The 23,067-nt window shown below is 61.1% G+C and carries 15 protein-coding genes and 1 pseudogene; 11 read left to right on the forward strand and 5 right to left on the reverse strand.

Annotation, left to right across the window (positions count from 1 at the left end; translation table 11 throughout):
* Positions 1-22 precede the first annotated feature (22 nt).
* Genes BBIA_RS04415 through BBIA_RS04440 form a run of 6 tightly spaced genes read left to right on the forward strand, consistent with a single transcriptional unit; the run spans position 23 to position 6,669 of the window.
* A complete protein-coding gene (locus BBIA_RS04415; protein WP_033493135.1) occupies positions 23-1,036 on the forward strand; it encodes a nitroreductase family protein in 1,014 nt (337 codons plus the stop codon).
* Positions 1,033-2,034, forward strand: coding sequence for a glycosyltransferase family 2 protein (locus BBIA_RS04420; protein ID WP_051923777.1), 1,002 nt, complete (start codon positions 1,033-1,035; stop codon positions 2,032-2,034). Before BBIA_RS04415 ends, BBIA_RS04420 begins: the two co-directional genes overlap by 4 nt.
* 34 nt (positions 2,035-2,068) lie before the next feature.
* Positions 2,069-3,061, forward strand: coding sequence for a DUF6625 family protein (locus tag BBIA_RS04425; protein WP_033493137.1), 993 nt, complete (start codon positions 2,069-2,071; stop codon positions 3,059-3,061).
* 4 nt (positions 3,062-3,065) lie between these two features.
* A complete protein-coding gene (locus BBIA_RS04430) occupies positions 3,066-4,586 on the forward strand; it encodes an oligosaccharide flippase family protein (protein ID WP_033493139.1) in 1,521 nt (506 codons plus the stop codon).
* 45 nt (positions 4,587-4,631) lie between these two features.
* Complete coding sequence (locus BBIA_RS04435; protein ID WP_033493141.1) at positions 4,632-5,516, forward strand: beta-1,6-N-acetylglucosaminyltransferase; 885 nt, start codon at positions 4,632-4,634, stop codon at positions 5,514-5,516.
* Entirely contained in the window at positions 5,503-6,669 is a 1,167-nt protein-coding gene (locus BBIA_RS04440) for an acyltransferase family protein (protein WP_033493142.1), read from the forward strand. Before BBIA_RS04435 ends, BBIA_RS04440 begins: the two co-directional genes overlap by 14 nt.
* A gap of 33 nt (positions 6,670-6,702) precedes the next feature.
* Here the strand turns inward: BBIA_RS04440 and BBIA_RS04445 are convergent, their stop codons facing one another.
* Positions 6,703-6,885, reverse strand: coding sequence for a hypothetical protein (locus BBIA_RS04445; protein WP_033493144.1), 183 nt, complete (start codon positions 6,883-6,885; stop codon positions 6,703-6,705).
* A gap of 313 nt (positions 6,886-7,198) precedes the next feature.
* Here BBIA_RS04445 and BBIA_RS04450 point away from each other — a divergent pair, with 313 nt between their 5' ends.
* The 4 genes and pseudogenes from BBIA_RS04450 to BBIA_RS04460 all read left to right on the forward strand — a co-directional run bounded on the left by BBIA_RS04450 (position 7,199) and on the right by BBIA_RS04460 (position 11,057).
* Positions 7,199-8,698 carry an ATP-binding protein gene (locus tag BBIA_RS04450; RefSeq protein ID WP_051923778.1) on the forward strand — a complete coding sequence of 500 codons (1,500 nt, stop codon included), beginning with the start codon at positions 7,199-7,201 and terminating at the stop codon, positions 8,696-8,698.
* A 300-nt stretch (positions 8,699-8,998) separates the two neighbouring features.
* Complete coding sequence (gene ppgK, locus BBIA_RS04455; RefSeq protein ID WP_033493146.1) at positions 8,999-9,763, forward strand: polyphosphate--glucose phosphotransferase; 765 nt, start codon at positions 8,999-9,001, stop codon at positions 9,761-9,763.
* Between the two features lie 76 nt (positions 9,764-9,839).
* Positions 9,840-10,046: pseudogene (locus BBIA_RS15170) on the forward strand (pyridoxal phosphate-dependent aminotransferase); the annotation flags it as partial.
* Positions 10,044-11,057 (forward strand): pyridoxal phosphate-dependent aminotransferase, encoded by a 1,014-nt coding sequence (locus BBIA_RS04460; protein ID WP_420796679.1) that lies wholly within the window; start codon positions 10,044-10,046, stop codon positions 11,055-11,057. The pseudogene BBIA_RS15170 and the gene BBIA_RS04460, both read left to right, overlap by 3 nt.
* Positions 11,058-11,192: 135 nt before the next feature.
* Here the strand turns inward: BBIA_RS04460 and BBIA_RS04465 are convergent, their stop codons facing one another.
* The 3 genes from BBIA_RS04465 to BBIA_RS04475 all read right to left on the reverse strand — a co-directional run bounded on the left by BBIA_RS04465 (position 11,193) and on the right by BBIA_RS04475 (position 16,243).
* Positions 11,193-11,996, reverse strand: a complete 804-nt coding sequence (locus BBIA_RS04465) for an ATP-binding cassette domain-containing protein (RefSeq protein ID WP_033493149.1) — start codon at positions 11,994-11,996, stop codon at positions 11,193-11,195.
* A gap of 169 nt (positions 11,997-12,165) precedes the next feature.
* Entirely contained in the window at positions 12,166-13,815 is a 1,650-nt protein-coding gene (locus BBIA_RS04470; protein WP_033493263.1) for an aryl-sulfate sulfotransferase, read from the reverse strand.
* Between the two features lie 145 nt (positions 13,816-13,960).
* Positions 13,961-16,243 (reverse strand): glycosyltransferase, encoded by a 2,283-nt coding sequence (locus tag BBIA_RS04475; RefSeq protein WP_238548439.1) that lies wholly within the window; start codon positions 16,241-16,243, stop codon positions 13,961-13,963.
* A 230-nt stretch (positions 16,244-16,473) separates the two neighbouring features.
* On the opposite strand from BBIA_RS04475, the gene BBIA_RS14585 reads away from it, so the two are divergent.
* On the forward strand, positions 16,474-20,037 hold the full coding sequence (locus BBIA_RS14585; protein ID WP_420796680.1) for a tetratricopeptide repeat protein: 3,564 nt from the start codon (positions 16,474-16,476) through the stop codon (positions 20,035-20,037).
* Between the two features lie 208 nt (positions 20,038-20,245).
* On the opposite strand, the gene ligA is transcribed toward BBIA_RS14585, so the two are convergent.
* A complete protein-coding gene (gene ligA / locus BBIA_RS04485; protein WP_033493151.1) occupies positions 20,246-23,056 on the reverse strand; it encodes an NAD-dependent DNA ligase LigA in 2,811 nt (936 codons plus the stop codon).
* Between the last annotated feature and the right edge of the window lie 11 nt (positions 23,057-23,067).

The raw sequence follows: 23,067 nt of genomic DNA on the forward strand, positions 1-23,067 counted from the left end.
GGCAAGACGCAAGGAGACGACGATGAAGAACACGTTGAAGAAACTGACCCCGGAGCCGGTCATCGCATGGCTGCGCGGAGCCGAATCCGACCTGAAACTCTACCATGAGACAATGCGGCAGATGCGCCGCTTCCGCCGCAACTACGCACGTCGCGGCACGAACGGCAAGACGCAGGTGGAAAGCCGGCTTATCTTCTTCACCCATCAGATCGAAAAGGGCCTGAGCCACGAGCACTTCCGCTACGGGTTCGGACGGACGGTGCTGGAACAGTTCGCCCCGCTGCTCAAGCAGCTCAAAAGCATGGATCCCAACGTGCAGGCCAATCCCGTGTGGGCGTCCGCGATCGACGCGCTGCACGAATACCGGGTCAAGCATGAGCGGGCCGGCAAGGACCTGTCTGCCGTGCGCGCGCTGTTCGACCCCGACATCTGGAACATGATCGGCGAGGCCGATGGCAAGCGCGGAGGCATACTGGTCATCAAGTCCGCCGACAAGGCCGACAATGCGTCCAAGACGTTTCGCGAACTGTCTGAAAGCCGTCATTCGCTGCGCGAATTCGCCGATGAACGTGTGTCGGCGGAAGAGATCATGCGATGCATCGACGTCGCCATGCGTACGCCGTCCGTGTGCAACCGTCAGCCGACCCGCGTGCACGTCATCACCAATCCCGATGTGATCGCCAAGGCCATGCCATTGCAGGGAGGCTACCGCGGTTACGCCATGCCGCCGGCACTCGTGCTCATCACCGCCGACAACCGTGCCTTCATGAGCCAGGACGAGCGCAACGAAGGATTTGTCGACGGCGGACTGTTTGGCATGTCGCTGCTACTCGCGCTGGAGGAGGCGGGACTGGCCGCGTGCCCTCTCAACACCATGCTCCCGGCCAAGCGCGACGATGCCACGCGCAGGCTGCTGCACCTTCTCGACAGCGAATTCCTCGTCATGTACATCGCAGTCGGACATTTCCTGCCGGAATCGAAAACCTGTCATTCGCAGCGATTTACCGCATCCGACATCGCCACGGTGATCGCATGAGCGGGGGAGCGACGGCGAACGCCGATCGGACGCAACCGCTGATCAGTGTGATCGTGCCGGTGTATAAGGTCGAACAATATCTTGACGAATGCGTGTCCAGCATCGTCGCGCAAACCTACCGAGAGCTGGAGGTCATCCTTGTTGACGACGGTTCCCCGGATGATTGTCCGCGCCGATGCGACGAATGGGCAGCACGGGACGGGCGCATCCGCGTCGTGCACAAGGCGAACGGTGGACTATCGTCCGCACGCAACGCCGGTCTCGATGTCATGCGTGGTGAACTCGTCGCCTTCGTGGACAGCGATGACTGGATCGAATCGGACATGATCGAACGACTGTGGCGGTCGCTGACGGACCATCATGTCGACGTGGCGATGTGCGGTACCGTGAAAATGTTCGATGATGGGAGCCAGAACCACATCGATGCCACGTTGCCGGCCAAAACGTTCAGCCGAGACAACGCGCTGCGCTCGTTCCTCTACCATTATGAACGCATGGCCAGCGCAGTATGGAACAAGCTTTTCGATGCGAGTTTTTTCCGCGGGCCGGATGCCGTGCGTTTCCCCGAAGGACTCAACAGCGAAGACTATTTTGTGCTCAGCCGGGTGTACGACCGCATGAATGGATTGCGTTTTGACCCAATGCCGCTGTACCGGTACCGGATCCGCCGCAATTCGATCACCACGGCGGCGGTGAACGAGCACAGCTTCGACAAGGCCCGAATTGCCGAACTGTGCTGCGAGTACTTGGAAACACGCGGTTATGCCGATACTGCGGCGCTCGCATACTGCCGTATGCAGGGCTGGTACGACGTGCTGTATGATCTGCTCGGCAAACAGGCCGATCGAACAGTGATTGAACGGTGCCGCAGGCAATTGGCTGCGACTGCTCGGCCTGTATATGCCGACCGGTCGCTGTCCCTTGGACGGAAAACGAGAATTTTCTTCTTATCTCACTGCCCAAAGCTGTACGTCGCCATGCAATCGAAAGCCAAGTAATTCTCTATATCTTCATAAGCAAGGAACTATTGACATGAATCGCTGCGCCATTATTTTGCCGTACTACGGCAAGTTTCCCAACTATTTCCAGCTGTTTTTGAACTCATGTGCTGTCAACAGTGATTTTGACTGGCTAATTTTCACCGATGACAGGACGGAGTATGACTATCCGGTCAATGTGCATGTGCAGTATGAGACGTTTGCTGACATGCAGGCTCGCGTGCGGGACGCCTTCGACTTCCGCCCGGTGATCGAACAACCGTACAAACTATGCGACTTACGTCCCATGTACGGGTATGTTTTTAAGGATTATCTGGCAGATTACGAATTTTGGGGACACTGTGACTGCGACCTCGTATTCGGCGACCTCAGCCGGTTTATCACCGATGACCTGCTGAACGCGTACGACAAGATCTTCCCGGTCGGCCACCTGGCCCTGTATCGCAATACCGAGGAGAACAACCGTCGGTTCATGCTGGATCTGGACGGTCGGCCGATCTATCGCGAGGTGCTTGAATCGTCGCGTGGCTACACCTTCGACGAAAGCTATCTGTCGACCAACATCAACCGTATCTATCAGACGTACGGATTCCCGATTTACATGCGTGACCATTCGGGGAACACCGTGGCAAAAAGCGAGACGTTCCGCATTACGCGCTATGACGCAGAGCTCGGCACATTCCTTTCAGAGCCTGCCATGCGCGCTGTGTACGTCTGGGAACACGGTCACATCACACGTAGTTTCATGAGACTCGGTACCTTTATGCAACAGGAGCTCATGTACATGCACTTCCAACGACGAGACATGCGTGTTGCATGTCCCATGCAATCGGACAGGTATCAGATCTTACCTGGTTCGTTTGAGCCATTGCCGGTGGAGCATGTGACCAAAGAAAACTTCCGGTCTATCCCGTGGAAAAACACGGCCGATATGTGGCGACATCGCGTGAACATCGGCCGCGGCGAATACAAGTTTTGGAAGAGTCGCATCGCCGGCGTGATCAATGCTCGTATGAATAAGGGGTAGCCGCATGGGCGAGAAGAAGCGTTTGCTAATCAACATGACGGCCACCGCAGTGTCCGTCATGGTACAGCTCGGCGTCAATTTCCTGCTGACGCCGTACATCGTGCGCACGCTCGGTGCGACGGCGTACGGTTTCATTCCTCTGATCAACACTATCATCGGATATACAGGCATTCTGACGGCGGCCTTGAACTCCATGTCCAGCCGATACATCGCATTGGAATACAATCGCGGCAACTACGAGAAAGCCAACACGTATTTCCGATCAGTTCTTGTTGCCAATCTCATCATCGCATGCGCGCTGGCGGTTCCGGGATTTCTGTTCTCTGCGTTTCCGCAATGGATCATGCGTATCCCCGCTGAATTGGTGCAGGACGTGCGTATGGCATTCCTGTTTGCGGTGCTGAGTTCGGAACTGTCATTGATGCTGTCGGTATACGGTTGCGTGTATTACGTGAAAAACCGGTTGGAGAAAAGTTCGGTACGAAACATCGAAAGCAATCTGCTTCGTGCGGGAGTACTCATACTGCTGTTCATGATGCTGCCTGCGAAGATTTACTATCTGACCGCAACCATGCTGATCGTGGCGATCTACACCAATGCCGCGAACGTGTATTACACCAAAAAACTGACTCCGGAACTCAACGTTCGTGCCGGACGGTTCAGCATGACATCGGTCAAGGAACTGCTTTCGTCTGGTTTTTGGAACTCGGTTGATTCATTAAGCTACACTCTGCTGGTCGCTCTTGGATTATATTTGGCGAATGTGTTCTTGGGGCCGGCGATAGGTGGAGATTTTTCCCTCGCGAAGACGGTTCCTGCGGTGTTGCTGTCTTTGGCCGGAACAATGGTGTCGGTTTTTGCTCCGCAGCTGATGCAATACTATGCGCGGAATCGACGTTCGGAATTCCAAAAGTTCTTACTGTTTTCTTTGAAAATGTCGGCCACGGCCTATGCCCTACCGGTCGGTTTATTTGTAGTGTTTGGTCGTCATTTTTTCGAATTGTGGGTTCCCACGCAGGATGCCGCCCATTTGCAGGCCATGTCTGTACTGATCCTCATTCCCACGTTGTTCTCGTGCGGCAGCATGGTGTTGAACAACGCGTTCATTATCACCGATAAGCTGAAAGTACCCGCCATAGCTTTTCTGGTGTGCGGAATCCTGAACATTGTGCTGGTGATACCGCTGTTGCTATGGACATCCGCCGGCATTTGGTCCATCATCTTGGTGCAGGGCATTCTTGATTCGCTGAAGAATTTCCTGTTTGTGCCGTGGTACGCATCGCGGTGCCTAGGATATTCTTTCCGCACGATCTTTCTGCCGGTGCTGAGAGGCATCTGCTGTTTGATGCCAGTCATTGCCGTATGCCTCGTCTACGACCGGTTGGTGGCTATCGACAGCTGGCTGGATTTTTTTGCGGGGGGAGCCGTATGCGCCATCCTGTCCGGAGTGATCTGCATGTTCGTTGCTCTGAATTCAGCCGAACGGATACGAGTAGTGGGAATGATTCGCCGTGGCGGGCGATGACCTCTTTTATAACCTATAGGGAATGTACGAAACAAGGATGCATATATGATCAACGACAATACTGGGCAATCATTAGTGATTAGCGCATACAAGGACAAGAAGAATTTGGACCGTCTTGTCAACCGTCTGGGCGAACGATACAACATGTTCATTCATGTCGACAGCTCCTCCTCAGTGCTGTCGGATGACGATGTCGCGAAATGGAACGGCATGCCAAACGTGTATGCGGAAAAGCGCTATGCGATTTCCTGGGGCAGTTACAAACACCTGCTGGCGTTACTGGGCTTGCTACGTCGTGCGGTCGCGTCCACGGTGGACGGAGGATATATCCACCTGATTTCCGGACAGGACATTCCGGTTCGGTCCAATGATGAATTCGATGCATTCTTCGCTGGTGACACGCATGTATACATGGACTGTCGAACCATCGATCAGATGGAGCCGCACCAGAAACGCATGTACCAGCTGAAGAACAGGCTCTGGCGCTTCAATTATTGGAACAAGATCGTCCATGCACTGCGCAACGTGGATCTTACGCTGCAGAAGAGCCTGCATATCGTCAACGATCGTTTCGGTGACGAAAGTAATTTAGCGCAGGGATTGGTGTGGCTGTCTTTGCCGAAGGAGGCTGCCCGGTACGTCCTTGATTACGTGGACGCGCATCCGAAATTCATGAAGGATCTCTATCAGGCGCAGATTCCCGAGGAATTCCTCTTCCAGACGATACTCGTCAATTCGCCGTTCTCGGATCGTATTGTGCCGAATCACCTGCGATATATGGACTGGAATCGGCGCAATGGCAGTTTGCCGGCGTATTTGGATGAATCGGATTATGACAAGATCACGTCGTCGGATTGCTTCTTTGCTCGAAAGATCGACTCAACAATTGCGGAAGGCTTGCTGAAAAGGTTGGGATATGACCCGAGTTGATGATGCTTCGCACAGTTTCGTTAGCTGCGAAAAGATTGCAGTGAATGGTGGACAATTCACGCGTGACCCCAGGTTTGAGGTAATGCGCATCGTCGCGATGCTGCTTATCGTCAGCTGCCATGTAGTCGCTAATATACCGTGGAATCTGGAAGACGACGGCGACACGGTGTCTCGCGCGTTCGCTATTGCTTGGGACCAATACGCCGGACAAATCGGCGTGTGCATATTCTTCTTGCTGTCCGGATATTTTCTGGTCAATAAAACATTCCGTGCCTCCAGAATCTTGTCAGTCGTCGTGCAGACGTTTTTGTATTCGGCTCCGGTCATCGCGCTGCAGGCTGTGCTGTTGGCCATTCACCCGAGCGATGGTATTTCCGCCATGTTTTCCAAGGGCCAGCTGTTTCATACGCTGTATTCATCGTTGCTGCCAGTCTTCAACGGCACATACTGGTTCATCACTGCATATGTCCTGATGATGCTGGCCTCGCCGTATCTCAACCGGATTCTCCACGACTCGGAACGGTCATCACGGAATTGTATCGTCCTCTTATTGGCTGTCAGCATGATGCCGGTGCTATCACTGTCTCCATCGGTATGGACCACGTGGACTTACGCGATCACCGTGTATCTGATAGGCGGATGGATGCGCTTGTACGGTGTCGATCTTCGTGTGCGTTTCAACTGCCGTTGGCAGATGAGTGTCATATACGTTGTAGCGGCTTACGCCATGTTGTCTGCATTTGTGTATGCTTCGCTGCGATTTGGGTTTTGGGATTGGTTGCGTTCGGATGAACGTCGTACGTTCGGAGTGATTCCTCTGCTGGAGCTAGCTATTGCCGCGATGTTGTTGATGATGACTGCGAGTCTTCGACAGTCTGTTCGCAACGTGAAAAGTGAAAAACGTGGCCACGTCATTATGACAATAAGCTCAAGTGTGTTCGGCGTATATCTGATTCACGAGAATCCATACGTCCGTGCAAACCTGTGGCGTGCCCTCGGCGCATTGATCCCCGCTCCGGGGAACACGGCGGGCGTAATCGTCGAGACCGTCGCAATTACGGCGGGACTGTTCGTCATGTTATCCGCTGCGGCATTCATGTATGACGCAATCGTCGTGCATCCGATTCAGCGCCTGCTCAAACTTCGATCATGATGTATCTGCGATACGCGTACAATCACGTCCGCATCAAATCTGCGGCACGTCAAGCAGCGTATCGGTGCGCGGTACAACGTGCTGCGGTTCGTCAACGTACGGCTGCGGCACGGCGATCATCTGCGGCGACTCCTGCGTGACGGTTTGAGATAGGCGCGCGAAATCAAGCTCGTCGCAGTTGTGCACGATCCGGTTCTGCCGGCAATCGCTTTCCATTCGGTCTGCGGCTCGGCGTTTGTGAACGTGCGAGACAATCCTGTGACGTGCTCTCCCATGCACGCCACGGCCATCGCGACGGCGTTCTGCGTCTTGTCGTCGTTGCGGAATTCCTCCCGTCCGTCCTCACTCGTCCGGTTCCGCTCCGCATTGGCGATTTATTTGCCTGAATGATACCGCTCAGGTGGGGAAACACTGATAATCGTTGGAATTCCGCCAAAAATTTATTTGCCTGGTATTTGCTTTACCGTATGTTGCGGCGATACACTGAAGGCATTGTCTGTCAGTGTCGAACGGAAAGTAGGTGGGGCCGATGCCCGAAGATTACGTGGCGCTGGTGATTCGACTGGCGCAATCCGTGTCGGAAACGCAGACGATAGAGTTCAAGGATTCCAACGCTCGATTTGAGATGATCGGACGTGATATCGCCGCCTTGGCGAATTCCGCTGTAGTGGAAGGTCAGGATTATGCCTATATGGTGTGGGGAATCGACGATTCCAGTCATGCGGTCATTGGAACATCATTCAATCCGCTGACCGCCAAGCGCGGCAATCAGGAGTTGGAGATCTGGCTTCGCGTGAAGCTGTCCGATAACGCGGAGTTTCAGTTCATTCCCGTGGAAATTGACGGGAAAACCGTTGTGGTGCTGCGAATCTGGCCGGCCATTGGATATCCGGTTTCCTTCGACAACGTCGAATACATCAGATCGGGAACGTCCACACAGCCGTTGCAGAAGAACACGCAACGTGAACAACGACTTTGGGATTTGACGAGAACCGGCGCGTTCGAGGATCAGATCGCCATGCGGTGGCTGAGTCGCGATGAAGTACTGTCCAAACTGAATTGGGCCAGATACTTCACCCAAACCGGCATTCCCCTGCCGGAAGGCGGGTCGGGCATACTGCACTATTTGATTGCTGATTCGATAGTCAAGCCGTTGGACAGCGGACAATACGCTATCACCAATTTAGGCGCATTGCTGTTCGCCGTGAAAATGGACGATTTTGAAACCGTTTCCAGAAAGGCGATCCGCATCATCCGGTACACAGGCAAGGATCGGCTATCCGCAACCCGGTCAAAGACATTCCCCGGAGGATACGCGGACATCGACGCCATACTGGACTACCTGCAGGCGCTGCTTCCGGAACGGGAAGAAATTGACCGTGGTCTTCGCGTAACCGTGCAAGGATATCCTGAGCTTGCGATTCGTGAGTTATTAGGCAACATGCTCATTCATCAGGATCTCACGGTGAGGGGCAGCGGACCCTTGGTGGAGATCTTCGAAGATCGTGTGGAATTCTCCAACCCCGGATCTTCTCTGATCGAGGTATCGCGTCTGGTCAACGATCCGCCGCAATCACGGAATCCGAAGCTGGCAAAACTGGCTCGGAGACTGAACATGTGTGAGGAAGCCGGTTCCGGATGGGACAAGATCATACGTTCCTGCGAACTTATGCAGCTTCCGGCTCCGGAGATTCAGGAAACACGTGGAGATGCCCCCAGTATGAGAGTGCGACTCATGCAGCGTCGGCCTTACCGCAACCTGACAGTAGCTGAACGCATGCAGGCGTGTTATTGGCACGCGTGCGTGCAGTATGCCAATGGCGATTTTCTGACCAATGCGTCGTTGCGCATGCGCTTCGGTCTTCCGGCCACGTCCAGCTCGCAAATCTCGCGGCTGATATCGGAAAGCATCGAAGCGGGACTGATCCGCCTAGCTGACGCGGATGCGGCAAACAAAAAGAGGCAGTATCTACCGGCATGGGCGGGTGTCTCAACGGCTGCGGATATTGCGCAGAATTTATTTGCCTGAATGATGCCTCTCAGGTGAGGAAAGTTCAATAATCGTTGGAATTCCGCCAAAAATTTATTTGCCTGGTATTTGCTTCGTGGATGATGACGGACGGTTCGGCTGTGTCTGCGAGCGCGGGTCTTGAGCTGGGGGAAGGCGCCACGGCGGAGCGGAAGAACGTCCGCTCCGCCGTGGCACACCGTCCCGCGGGGGCCGCAGGGCAAGACCGGTGCCGCGTGTCGATGGCGTTCCGTTATACAATGCCAATGATTGCATATACCCGGCCGCAGATTCCGGCCAACTCACAGAGAGGGGTCAATGATGATTGAAACGGCACAAGCGTTCGGCGTGGACATCGGCGGTTCCGGCATCAAGGCGGCGCCGGTCGACCTGGAAAAGGGCGAATTCGCCGAGCCGCGCCTGAAGATCCTCACCCCGGCAGTCTCCACCCCGCAGGCCGTCGCCGCGATCGTGCGCCAGCAGCTCGACCACTTCGAGGTTCCGGACTCCGCGCCGGTCGGCATCGCGTTCCCGGCCCCGATCAAGCCCGGACAGAAGCTTGACTTCATGGCCAACCTCGACCAGTCGTGGATCGGCGTCGACGTGACCGAAGTCTTCTCCGAAGCGTGCGGTCGCCCGGTCGTCGTCGTCAACGACGCGGACGCCGCCGGTCTGGCCGAACAGCAGTACGGCGCGGCCAAGGGACAGAACGGCCTCGTCATCGCGACCACGCTCGGCACCGGCATCGGCACCGCGCTCATCATGAACGGCACGCTCGTGCCGAACACCGAGCTCGGCCACATCATCCTCGACGAAAAGCACCTCGACGCCGAAAAGTACGCGTCGTCCGGCGTGCGCGAACAGAAGGAGCTCGGCTACAAGAAGTGGGCCAAGCGACTCACCAAGTACTACGGCCTGATGGAAAAGTACTTCAACCCGGACCTGTTCGTCGTCGGCGGCGGCGTGAGCCGTCAGAGCGACAAGTTCCTGCCGTACATCGACATCAAGACGCCGATCGTCCCGGCCAAGCTGCGCAACGAGGCCGGCATCGTCGGTGCTGCCTACTACGCCAGCACCAAGCAGTGACCTTGCATCGCATCATGACAAGCTCCCCCGTCAACGGCGGGGGAGCTTTTCTTGTTGCGCGGCTAGACTTGCAGCCATGCGTTTTTCCTCACGAGTCGACATCAGCGCGCCCAATCCGATCGCCGCGGCGGAGGCGGCCGCGAAAGCCCAAGGCACGGCGCTCGGCAAGCTCAACGATTCCAACCCGACCCGCCACGGTCTGGCCCCGGCGCTGGTGCCGGAGGTCTACACGGCCGACCCGCGCGGACCGCGCATCGCGCGCGAGGCGCTCGCCGCGTTCCTGACCGCGACCTACGGCTGCTCGGAAGCGGAAGAGGAGACGAAATCCGAAGCTGAACCGAACACCGAACCGGTCGACCCGAACCGCCTCTACATCCTCAGCTCCACGTCCGAAGCGTACTCGTGGCTCATCAAATTGCTGTGCGACGCGGGAGACGCCGTGCTCGCGCCCAAGCCCGGCTATCCGCTCATCGAATCGATCGCCCGGCTCGAATGCGTGGACACGGTCGAATACCAGCTGCAGTTCGACGGATCGTGGTACATCGACGTCGCCGAACTCGAATCGCTGCTGGACGACCCGGCCGTCGGCGATCGCATCCGCGCGCTCGTCCTGATCAACCCGAATAATCCGACCGGCTCGTACGTCAAGCCGGAAGAACGCGAGCGGATCGTGACGTTGTGCCGCGAGCGCGGCGTCGCGATCATTGCCGACGAGGTGTTCTACGATTACACGCTCGAACCGTTCGCCGGCAACGCGCGATTGGCGGGGGAGCGCAGAGTGCTTACGTTTGCGCTGGACGGGTTCTCGAAAATGCTCGCCGCGCCGCACGCGAAGGTCGGCTGGATCCAGGTGTCCGGCCCGGCCGACGACGTGACCGAAGCACAGCGACGGCTCGACGTGATCGCCGACGACTATCTGCCGATGAGCGACATCATCGCGCGCGACATCCCCGCGCTGCTCGACGCGGCCGGCAGCCAGACGGACCGCGTGCGCGCCCGTGTGCGCGGCAATCTCGCGACGCTGCACCGGCTGCTTGACGCGGACGAGCACGGCTTGGTCAGCGTGCTGCGCGCGGAGGGCGGTTGGAACGTGCTGCTGCGCGTGCCGAGCGTGATCGACGAGAACGAGCTCGTACTCGCGATGATCGAACGGCATGGGCTGAGCGGCCAGCCGGGATACTTCTTCGACATGACGTCGAACGGATATCTTGCGATTTCGCTGCTGCCCGAGCCGGACGGGTTCGAACGCAACGTGCGCGCCGTGCTCGATACGGTCAACGGACTAGTGGGGTAACAGTAGTGGTATCACGCTTTGCGTGATGCTGTGTTGATAGCGGCGCGGACGTGCCGCAGACGCTCCCTCAGTCCGCTTCGCGGACAGCTCCCTCATCCGAGGGAGCCGAGGCTCCGCCAGCTCTTCACGCGTTTACTAGCGTTGCTTGGCTTCCTCGTACTTGCGGCGGACAAGATCGGTGTAGCACGCGGCGGCGTCGGCGGGGGAGCCGTCGAAGACGACGTCGTGCTCGTCGAGCACGATCGTGCGGTCGATCGCGTACTCCGGGCGCTGGATCAGCTCGAGATCGTGCGTGGCGAAAACCACTTGCTTGTCGTAGCTGAACAGGGCGCGCGCCACGTGCGCGGATCCGATCTCGTCGAGTCCCTTGGTCGGCTCGTCGGCCACGATCGCCGCCGGCGCGAAGCTCAGCGCGGACGCGATCGCGAGCAGATGCCGTTTCTCGCTGTCGAGCGCGCTGGCCGGCTGCATCGCCACGGACGTCAGGTCGAAGTGCGCGAACAGCGCGCCGATCGTCTCCTGCCGTGCGGCCTCCGGCACCTTGTGCTTCTTGAGCGGCTGGTCGATCGCCTCGCGGATGTCCTTGGCCTGATAGTAGCTTTCCGGAATCTCCTCGCGGCGCACGCGGCCGACCAGATCTTCGATGCGCTTCAGGTCGTGGCGGTTCGCCGTGTCGAGCGTCTCGTCGCCGGCCGTGACCGTCACCGTGCCGACGGACGGCTTGAGCGCGCCGTCGAGCAGTTTCAGCAGCGTCGTCTTGCCGGAGCCGTTCAAGCCGATGATTGCGACGCGGCGCGTGTCCGGCCCGATCGTGAGGTCGACCGGTAGCAGGCCGATTCCGTTGTCGTCGTAGCGGTGGCCGGCGCCGCTGACCGTGAACGTGACGGACGACGGCTTGTCCGCCGTGCCCTTGCCACCTAGAAAATCAAACAGTCCCATGCCTCCACAGTGTAGTCTCTACAGTGCAAGTGGCATGGGACTGTTTGCCATCACATGATGTGATGGTTCGGACTACCCCTCAGTCACTTCGTGACAGCTCCCCTGACAAGGGGCGCCGAGAACAAGGAACGCAGCAGCGTGAACCTTGACATACTGGGTGCCTCGGCCATCAGGCGAAGTAGAAGCCCTTGAAGTCGTACTGGTAGACACGGTATATGTACGCGGTGTTGAGCTCCATCTTGTACTGGACGAGCAGGTCGCCGTCCGCGGAATACTGGCCGAACAGGCCCTGCATGCCCGAGTCGATGAGCACGTTGCCATTGGATAGCACCTGCGCGGAGCTCACGTACGGCGAGTACGGCACGTCGAACGAGGTGACCTCCTTGTACGTGCCGGCCTTCTCGTCGACCAGATACTTGCGGTACTGCGAGTTCGAGTCCTTGTCCTTGCTCGACTGCGCGGTCGAAATGCCGCTGATCACGGTCCAGTCGAAGTCGGGGCGGGTCATCGCGTAGCCGAAGTTGTTGTCGAACATGTAGATGTAATACTGGCCGTCCGCAAGCGAATCGTCGGCCACGTACGTGATCGAGTGCTGGCCGCCGGTGTCGCCGAAGTCGCCGTCCTTGGTCAGGAACGAGTCGGCGTACGACGTGCCGTCCCACACGCTCGACTCGCCGATCATGTAGGCGAGCGTCGGCGTGCCCTCAAGATCGTTGACCTTGATGATCGTGGACGTTTCGCGCGCGGAGAACAGCGCCGAGCCGTCGGGCAGCAGCTGGATCGTGTTGCAGTGCAGCCAGTCCCAGCGGTTCGTGGCGGTCGGATCGGATTCGTCGATGCCCGAATGGTCGGTCGTGGACTTGTAGTCGGCGAACATTTCGCCGAAGTCGACGAGCAGCGTCGTCTTGCCGGTGCTCGTGTCGAGCTTGACGACCTGGTCCTGCACGGCGTGGTCGGAGCGGCTCAGGTCGGTGGCGAGCAGCACGATGTTGCCGTCCGCGTCGAGCGCGTAGTCGTGGTGGAGGATGAAGTCGCCGTCCAGATCGTAGATCTTCTCGAGCTTGCCGAGCCGGTTCATGCCGACCATCGTGTGCGTGGACGCAGAGAACCACATGAGCCCGTCATCGTCGAACAGCAGACGGTGCGAACGATAGTACTTGACCGGCACTTCGCCGCGCAGCACGCCGTTCGTGTCGTAGTAGTACATGAAGTCCTGCTCGTTGCTGTCGTTGCCGAGGATCGCGTACAGGCCGTTGCCGAGGTCCTCGCCGTCCTTCGCGGAGACGGTCTGCTCGAGCGTGACCGCTTCGGTGCCGAGCAGCTTCGGACCCTGATGCGTGATCGTGTAGTCGAGCGAAAGGCCGTTGTCGTCGGTGAGCGTGAACTTGATCGTGTTCTCGACGCCCGGGATCAGGCCCAGCACCAGAAACTCGTGCTCGGTCTGGTACTCCTTGTCCTGATAGGCGGTGGCCGTGAAGTCCGGATAGCCGTCGGCGGAGACCGTGTACGTCACCTTGGTCTCGTATTGCGAGTTGAAGTACACGTACAGCGACGTCGTGTTCGTGCCGTACGGGTTGTCCTGCACGTAGATGTCGTCGACGGTGCGTTCCTTGGCGTCGCGCGCCTTGACGAGTTTCTCTTCGGCCATCTGCTGATATTCGGCGGTGTATACGTTTGCGATCTGCGCGTTGAGACGCTCGATGCGATGCTGCTTGATGCTCGCGTCGACGTTGTCGTACGAGAGTAGGCACAGGCCGACGGCGATAACGAGCGCGACGGCCGCGGAGACGATGCGAACGGCGGTGCGTTTGCCCGACATGACGGTCTTGGGACGGGTGGGTTGATTCATGATTCGATTAGCTCGGTTCCTGCAAGATGAATGGTCGGTAACGTGCGGATGAAGAATTCGCTATCGTCCATTAGTATGACTCGAGACTTGGAGAAACCGGGCGTGTCGCTGGACGTCAGCTGAAATTCAGCAGGACAAACCAGCAACGTACCTCATAGAACAGTCCCGGATTGTTGGCGGTCAGTGAATCGTCGCGTCCCGGCACAAAACACGAGGCGATCATCACGGCCAGGCACGCGAACATCACCAGCATCATCAGCAGCCGCACCGCACGCCGGTGCAACGGCACGCGACGATACTTCGGATCGTCCGTCTCATCCTCATCGTCGGCAAGCGGTTCGAACGCGTCGCGGCCCTCCATCAGCCGCAGCATCGCCGGCATCGCGGACAGAGCGAACAGCCAGCCGAAATCGGCCATATACCGCCATCCAAGACCGCCCTCCAGCGCATCAATCAGCACCATGGCCGCCGCCAACGCGAGCGAGACGACCAGCACGCCGCGATACGGACGCGGCACGCGGTGGCGCAGACGCGGCAGCAGGAACGCGAGCAGCGCCAGCGGACATAACACGAAGAACCCGCCCACCATCGGCTCGTAATACGCCCACTGCGGCATCGGCGTCGGACTGATCGACAGATACGGAAACGACTGGGTGAAGCGCAACGGCAGCAGCAGATAATAGACGATCATGTACGGCAGGTCGACGGACGGCAGGCGGTAATGCGTCATGTCCGTGACCGTCATCTGATAGTCGCTGCCGAAGTTGAGCGGGCCGCCGAACCGCACCGCGTTGTACGCCATCAGCGGCGCGACGACGACCAGCGCTGGCACGATGATCGCCAGCGGTGCCCGCAACGCGCGGCACACGCGCACGCGGCGAGACGCCAACCCGCGCACAATGCCGCGAATCTGCGGCCAGAACAGCGGAAACGCGAGCAGCGCCGACAGTGCGAACGTCGGGCGGCAGCCGAAATTCGCGGCGATGCACACCGCGCCGCCGGCCAAATGCGGCAGCGACAGGGGAGCACCGTCTGCGACCGTCCAATCGGCCACTACTGTCACACCGCCGTCCGGCCGGCCATCGCCGACCACACGATGCGCCGGCTGAATCGCGCCCAACCACAGCCACAGGCCCAAACAGGTAAACAAAAGCGACGCGGCGATCGGCACCGAATAGAAATTCGTGCGGAACCACAGATAACTCGCATTCGTGGCCAGCAGGAAAAACACGACGATCATCGACGCGCTCGCCACCGACGTACGCGGGGCGATCCGGGCCAGCAGACGCACGATCAGCAGACATGCGAACACGAGAAACCCGAACATGATCAGCAGATCGGCGGCCGAGGTCGGCAGGCTCAGGCCGCCGTCCACCCACAGCGACGTGACCGCCTGATACGGCACGAACAGCAATACGGCAGGCAGCACGCCGAAATACGAATACCAACGGCTGTCATGGAACGCATGATCCCAGTAGATCGGCGTGACGCCCTCGGCCAGCAGCCGGTTGCGCGTCGTGATGTCATACGGGTTTGCCGCATCCGCCAATGCCTGCGGCACCGGCAAATCCAGCCACGTATGGCCGTGCAGCAGGGCGTCGGCCGTCTGCGCGTACTGGTCGAAATCGTACGTGTACCCGCCCGGCTCGTGGAACGACAACGGAGCGGCGTTCGCAATCTGCCAGCCGACCGCCCACAGGGTCATCACGGCAGGCACCGCCAGCGTCAACGCCAGCATCCGCCGCTGGCGGCCATCCGACGGGTCAAGCCTCGTGCGCCACAGACGCGAACCCGGTCGCCACAGCATCAGCAGCAGCACCACGAACGCCAGCACGGCCACGCGCAGCCAATCCCACTGGAACGGTACGCGCACGTTCGCACGCACCGCGGCGATCGGCACAATCGCACCTTTCGTCTCCTCGACCCACACGCGGATCGTCGACGCGGCGTCCGTGCGCACGAACCGCGAGCGCGGCGACGCCGTCGACACCGCCTGCGCGCGGCTCGCACGATCCTTGTGGCCGGTGTCGGCAAGCCGCAGATGGAACGTGGACAGAGGACGCTCCTGCTTGTCCTCGCTTGACTTGTCCGACTTACCGGCATCGCTTGCATCGACCAGATCGACGCGCGCGTACGCGGACGTGCCGTCCGCCTTCACCTCAAGCCACGCCCGCGTCGGATCCGTGACCTTCAACATGCCGCTTTCCGTACGCTCCAAACCCGGGCCGAGCGTGTTCGCGGCGGCCGACGTGTCGGTGCTCGCGGCGAGCGTCGTCCAAAACGGCAGATTGAACACAGCGCATTCAAGCGCGACGATCACCAGCATGAACGCGCACAGGCACGCCAACGTGCGCGGCCGAACAATCGGACGACGGAACTGACGGAATGAGGAAGGCATCCCATTATTCTATCGGCTTCATGTCGGGTTGGTCGGGAAGAATGTGGGGCATGCCACAACACACACCACACCATAATCATGGCCTCGGCGTGCCGGCCATGATCGATCGGCTGGTGCGTACCCTCGACGCGCGCGTGCGCGGTCGTCGGCCGACGTCCGGCAATTTGTTCGAAGCCGCACTCAACACCGCAGGCGACCATGCCGGCGACGAGGATCTGCTTAAAGCGTTCATGGAACACGCCATCGTGCTCTCGCCGTTCGCCAAGCGGCGTATGCTCGACCTGGACGGCGTGCCGGACGGCATCACGCTTGGATGGGCGCAGCTGCCCTCCAAGCAGGGCAGCGTGCTGTCCCTTGGCGTGTTCGCCGACCGCAACCATTTCGCGCAGCTGGCGCTCGCCGACAGCAAGGGTCGTGTGTTCATGTGCCATGATCCGGAAACGGACACGCAGGGCATGCAGTGCGCGTTCATGTTTGGCAAGGAAAGCGATCTGAAACTGCCCGATGGGCCACGGTTCGGCCATGATGCGGCGGCGGGCGGTCCGGCCGGGCGGCGTCTCAGCGACCGTTACGGTCACAACGGACTTGACGGACTGGCTGCCGGCGTCGCCGGGCTTGCAGGCATTGCGGGCGACGTGGCCGGCGACGTGGCGAGTGGGATCGCGGGTCTGGCCGGTCGCTCGGGGCTCGCCGGCCGTGCAAGCAGCCGCGGTGGCGGTCACGGTGACGGCCGCATTGACGGTTCCGGACATGGCCGTTCGCCGCGCATGCTCGACGTGGTTCAGGGCGGCATCGTCGGTCGCGAGGAAACCGGCCGCATGATCTGGCTCGCCTCGTGGCTCAAGGCGGGCAACCGCTACACTCTCGAACAGGTGCGTGCCGACCTGCCGCCGTCGATGCGCTTCGATCTCGAATACCGCGATGCGATCGCGATCGCGTTCTTCGCCGCATACATGCTGCCGCTGTACCACGGGCTGCTCATCGGCTTCGGCGCGGGCAACATCTTCCGCCGGCTCAACCGCGAGGCGCCGATGGGCGCGATCCGCCGTTGCCTGCGTGACACGCTCGACGCGCGCGCCCATGGTATGCGCGCCTCCGGGCTCGAAGACCATTTCGCCGACCTGATGAACGAGGCCGGCGCGCTCGAACCTACCGCCGGGCTGGAGGCGGTGCATGGCGCGGAGCCGATGCACCTGTACACATCCACGTATTCGGGCAACTACTTCTTCACCTGGGATTCGGGATTGCAGTTCCCTGCCGCGCTCAAATCATTGCGCATCGAAGGCAACCTCAACCGGTTCGCGGCCGTGAGCGCCTGGCTCGAACGCAATGCGAAGCTGGGCCTCACGCCGATCGAGGACACGGTCACGCGCGCGCAGGCCGCGCAGATCGACTGGATGCTGCTTGAGGATCCGGCGTTGATCGCGCTGTCCAGTTCGGACGCGACGAACGGCGCCGCGGATGACGAGGCCGGGCGCGACGGCTGGCATGCGGTGATGCGCCTGGTCGACGAGGCGCGCGCGCAGGCCGCGCGGATCGCGGAACGCAATCCCGATCCTGCCGCCGGTACCGTTGCGGGCGCCGCGTCGGGCGAACCGGGTGCCGCCAGCACGGTCGGAGCCGGTTCCGGAACTGCCGCAGGCGATGCTGCCGGCCGGTCCGATTCCGAATGGCTGTACCGGCAGACCGTGTCGACGCTGTTGCGCCGGCTGCGCTTGCCGTACCGCTTCGACGTGGAGTTCCGTTCGAACCTCGCGTCCGGCGAAGCCGCGGTCGGGTTCACCACGGCCGGTCCGATGATGATGCCGTCGAGCCGTTACGACGCCGCACGGCACATGTGGGTCGCGCTGTCAGACGACGAACGCGCGGCGATGAGCGCCTCGTACAATCTGCGCGTCGGCCTGATGATCGCTGCCATGATGTTCGGTGCGAACGATCGCGTCCGCAGCGTGTCGGTGCACGTCGACTCGATCGGTTTGGAGGAGGCCGTCGCCGAACAGGATTCGGCGATCTCCGACATGGCCCAGCAGATGATGCACACGCTCGACCGGCTGCGCTTCGGCGACGTCGGTCTGGGCGGCGGCAAAGCCGATCCCAAGGACGGCGACTGGCACGGCGACCCGTCACGCACGCCGCCCATGTCGGTGGACGACGGTGCGGCCGCAGACCTGGCCGACACGACCGCGCCGACCGCCGGCGACACGGCGGCTGACGGCACGGACGCATCGGGCGACAGCGGTCGCGACGCATCGGACATGGACCACGCGGACAAAGCGACCGTCGACAGCCGCTTTGAAGACCTCATGCGCGGCGTCGATCTCGACGAAGTCGCGTTCAACATGCCCTCCGGCAACACGAGCGACCCGGCCGACGACATGGGCGGGCTGAACGATCTGGGCGACGATCCCGACCAGGACGGCGACGTCGCGCTACCAGCCGATCCAAGCGATCCGCTCAGCGCGCTGCGCGCCAACCCGACCGTGCGCACGCTGGCGACCGTCACGTTCACACGCGACGCGCTGCTCGCACGGCTGTATCAGGACGGGCTCGAACACCCCGCCGACACGTACCGCATGTTCGACGCGAACATGACGCTCGACGGCCACGGCGCACTGCGCGAAACCGACGCCGGATTCGACCTGCGCGACAGCCGCTTCGCGCCCGCCGGCGCGCAGGAGGAACCCGAACTGTCCGAAGCGACGTTCGCGCCCGCCGTCGCACGCGTACTCGGCGCACGCGACGCGGCCGACCTGTCCATCCAGCGCGTCGACCTGCTGCAGCACGGCGTCGCCGAATTCCACCGTCTCGCCGCCGACGATTCGCTGCCGTCCGTCGACAAGGCGCAGCGTGCAATGCGGCTCATCGACCGCATCGGCGACCCCGAACTCAGCCGGCTCGCGCCGCAGGTCACCAGCGCGCTCATCGACGGCAGGGACACGCCCGACATCACGTTCCAACTGTCCGACGAACTCAATCGCGAACGCGGCAAGGCGCGCGACCTGCTGTTCTCCGGGCAGATCGACCGTGCGATCGACGTCATCGAGGCGGAAGTCGAACGGCTCGACGTCATGTACGCGAACAATCCGGGCGTGCCGCGCTACTTCAACTCGTACGCCGAACGCGTCGTCTACAACCGCCTGTTCGCCACGCCCGGCGAACAGACCGTGCTCATCCCCGACGACCTGTTCTACGCGCACATGGAAATCGCCGACATTCTCTCGCAGGTCAAGGGTGCCCAGGCCGCGCTGCCGCACCTGAACGCGATGGTGTCCTACGCGCCCGCCTATCCGCTTTCGCACCTGAAGCTCGCCATGCAGCTGGCACGCAGCGAAGACTGGGATTCGGCGCGCGCCGCATGCCTGAACGCGCTGCGCGTCGCGCTCGACCGGGACGACGCCGCGTTCGCCTACTATCGCTTCGCGTACGCGGAATGGATGCGCGACCAGTTCGACGTGGCCGTGGCCGCCTACATGATGAGCGACCATATCAGTCCCGGACAGATCGGGGCGCTGGAAGGCGAACTGCGCGAACTCGTCGCGCGCGCCGACTCGCAGTGCGTGCCCGTGCCCGACAGCGTCGACGCGGCCAAGGCCGTGCTGATGGCGCATGATCTGCCGGTCTGGCCGCACACCGAGGTTGCCGGCATCGTGAACGACGCGGCGCGCGTAAGCGTCGACCACGGCATGTTCGTGCCGGCCCGCACGCTGTCTGTGGCCTGCGCGCGCATGAACGACGACGAGAGCGACGGGATCGACGTGATCCAGGCGCAGTTCCTGCGGTCTCTTAATGCCTAGGGTTTGGGACGGCTGGTTTTTCTTTGGGCGCTTCTTTCTTCAGTTCCCGGGATTGGGCTGGAAAATCCCGGGAACTGGAAACCTTACATTTTCACACAATCGCACATGGCGATTTGGTGGAAAACAGCGGTTTCAACATCCCCAATCGCACATGCCCAGTTCCCGGGATTTTCCTGCCACAATCCCGGGAGCCGGCAACAGGGCTAGATCAGACCTCACCCGTCTCCAGCAGCGTGGCGAACTGGGCTTCATTGAGCATGGGAATGCCCAGCTCCTCGGCCTTGGCGGCCTTGGACCCGGCATTGGCGCCGACGACCACCCAGTCGGTCTTCTTGCTCACTGACCCGGCCGCCTTGCCACCGCGCGCGATGATCGCTTCCTTGGCCGAATCGCGCGAATAGCCCTCAAGCGAGCCGGTCACCACGACCGTCTTGCCCGCCAGAGTCTGCGGCAAGCCACTCACCTCGGCATGCCCCACGCCCACGCCGGCCGCCTTCCATGCGTCCAGAACGGCACCACGCCAATTGCCGGGTTCTCGCGCCTCGGCGAACCAGTTCACCACCGATTCGGCGATTTCCGGACCGATGCCGTCAATGGCCGACAGATCCTCCGCGCTCGCCCGTTCGATCGCGTCCAGCGAGCCGAACGCGGATGCGATGAGCCGCGCGGTGGGCGGGCCGAGCCGCCTGATGGACAGCGCGACGAGCACGCGCCACAGATCCGCATGACGCGCCTTGTCCATTTCGTCGAACATCTTGCGCGTATTCTCGCCTGGCCGGATGATGATCGGCACATCAGTTGCGCCCGTACGCGTGGTCTTGTGCTCGACGCGCACGACGACCGCGTCGGCCGGCACGTCGTAGTCGGGATACGCGGTGGCTGTCTTGATAGCGACGCTCGCACTGACATGGTCTCCAGAAACGGCGGCCGCAGCGAACGATCCTGCAGGCTCCCCAGTACCCGGCGCGCCAGCTGATCCGTCGACCGCATCCGTCGCCCGCTCGGCCAGCTGCTTGGCCGTGAACTTCTTCGCGGCGGTCGGCGCGGTCCAGAACGCGGGCACCTGATGCCACAGCCCTGACCCGCCGACGCGTTTGCGCACCTTCTTCTTGCGTCCGTTCGCGTCGGTCGTTTCATGCACTTCGATGATCGCCGCCTCGCGCCACACGCGCACGTCGCGCAGATTCGCAGCGGTCAGATCGAACAGCCCGGCCTCGCTGGAGAGCACCGGCGTCTGCACGGGCGGCAGTTCCAGCCCGGCGACCGGCTCGTACGGTTCCGGCTCCTCGCCCGGCTTGACCACGATCTCGGTCACGCCCGGCGCGTAGGTTGCGACCGAGTCCGGCCGGTTCTCCTCCGGATTGGTCAGCGCGATGGCCGACTGGTCGCCTAGGTGCTCGATGTCGAACGCCTTGCGCGACGCAAGGTTGATGATGCGTTCGGTCAGCTGCGCGGGGCAGCTTTCCACGTTCGGGCAACGGATGTCCTTGTCGCCTTCCTTGGCTGGTGCGAGTTTCGCCCCGCACGACGGGCAGGTCGAGGGCATGACGAACTCGCGCAGCTGGTCCTCGCGTCCCTTGCGACGCTCCAGCACCGGCCCGACGAGTTCGGGAATCACGTCACCGGCCTTGCGCACGACGACCGTATCGCCGATGAGCACGCCCTTGCGCTTGACTTCGGACGGATTGTGCAGCGTGGTGCGTGCGACGGTCGAACCAGCCACGTACACGGGTTTCAGGACAGCGACCGGCGTGACGCGGCCGGTGCGGCCGACCTGCACGGTGATGTCGAGCAGTTCCGTGTTGACTTCCTCCGGCGGGTACTTGTACGCAATCGCCCAGCGCGGCGCACGCGACGTCGCGCCAAGCGCACGCTGGAGTCCCAGATCGTCGACCTTGACGACGATGCCGTCGAGCGCGTGCTCGATGTCGCCGCGATGCTCGCCGTAGTAGTCGATCATGTCGAGGATCTGCTGGAAGTTCGTGACCGTGCGATTGTGCGGCGAGACTGGCACGCCCCACTTGGTGTACAGTTCGTACGCTTCGGACTGATCATTGACGACGTCGTGCGAGCCTTCCGCGCGCCCTGCGCCCCAACGCAGCGTGCCGATGCCGTGCGCGTAGAAGCTGAGCCGTCTGGTCGCGGTGATGCGCGGGTCCTTCTGGCGCAGGGAGCCGGCGGCGGCGTTGCGCGGGTTGGCGAACGGCGCGCGGCCTGCATCCTCCTGTTCGGCGTTGAGCGTGTGGAAGTCGTCCCAGCGCATGAACACTTCGCCGCGGATCTCCACGAACTCGGGGATGTCCTCGGCCGGGCCGCCCAGGTTCGCGGGGATGGAGCCGATCGTGCGTACGTTGAGCGTGATGTCCTCGCCGGTCACGCCGTCGCCGCGCGTCAACCCCTGCTCGAGCACGCCGTTGCGGTAGATCAGGTTGAGCGCGAGGCCGTCGATCTTGACCTCGCAGCTCATCGGCAGCGGCTTGGACTCGGGCCAGTCAAGATCGCGGATCACGCTGTCATACCAGTCGCGCAGTTCCTCGATCGAGAACACGTCGTCGAGACTCATCATGCGCGACGGGTGGCGCACGGACGCAAAATCGTTGGAGAACGTGCCGCCGACGCGATGCGTGGGGCTCTGCGGCGAGTCGAGCGACGGGAACGACGCTTCGAGCCGTTGCAGGCAGCGCAGTCGCGCGTCATAGGCCGCGTCGGACGAGACGGGAGCGTCGTCGATGTAGTAGGCGATCTGATCGGATTCCACCCATGCGGCGACGCGCGCCCACAGTCGCGCGGCCGCTTCGGTGCTCAGCGAGTCCACGTCGAGCCGGTCGAGGCGCAGCGCGTCCTCGTCGCCCGGCTGCAAAGCGGCGATCCACTGGTCGCTGCCCGGCGCGAACCGGTTGAGACCGGTGTTGTCCACCACGGCCGGAATGCCGGCCTTGCTGTCGTCACCGCCATCCGTGCTTACGGGCGTGTCAAAATCCCATGCCAGTTGTTCGTCCGTCATAAGGCCTCCATACATGATCGATCGCA

It is taken from the genome of Bifidobacterium biavatii DSM 23969, assembly GCF_000741165.1.
Classification (GTDB): Bacteria; Actinomycetota; Actinomycetes; order Actinomycetales; family Bifidobacteriaceae; genus Bifidobacterium; species Bifidobacterium biavatii.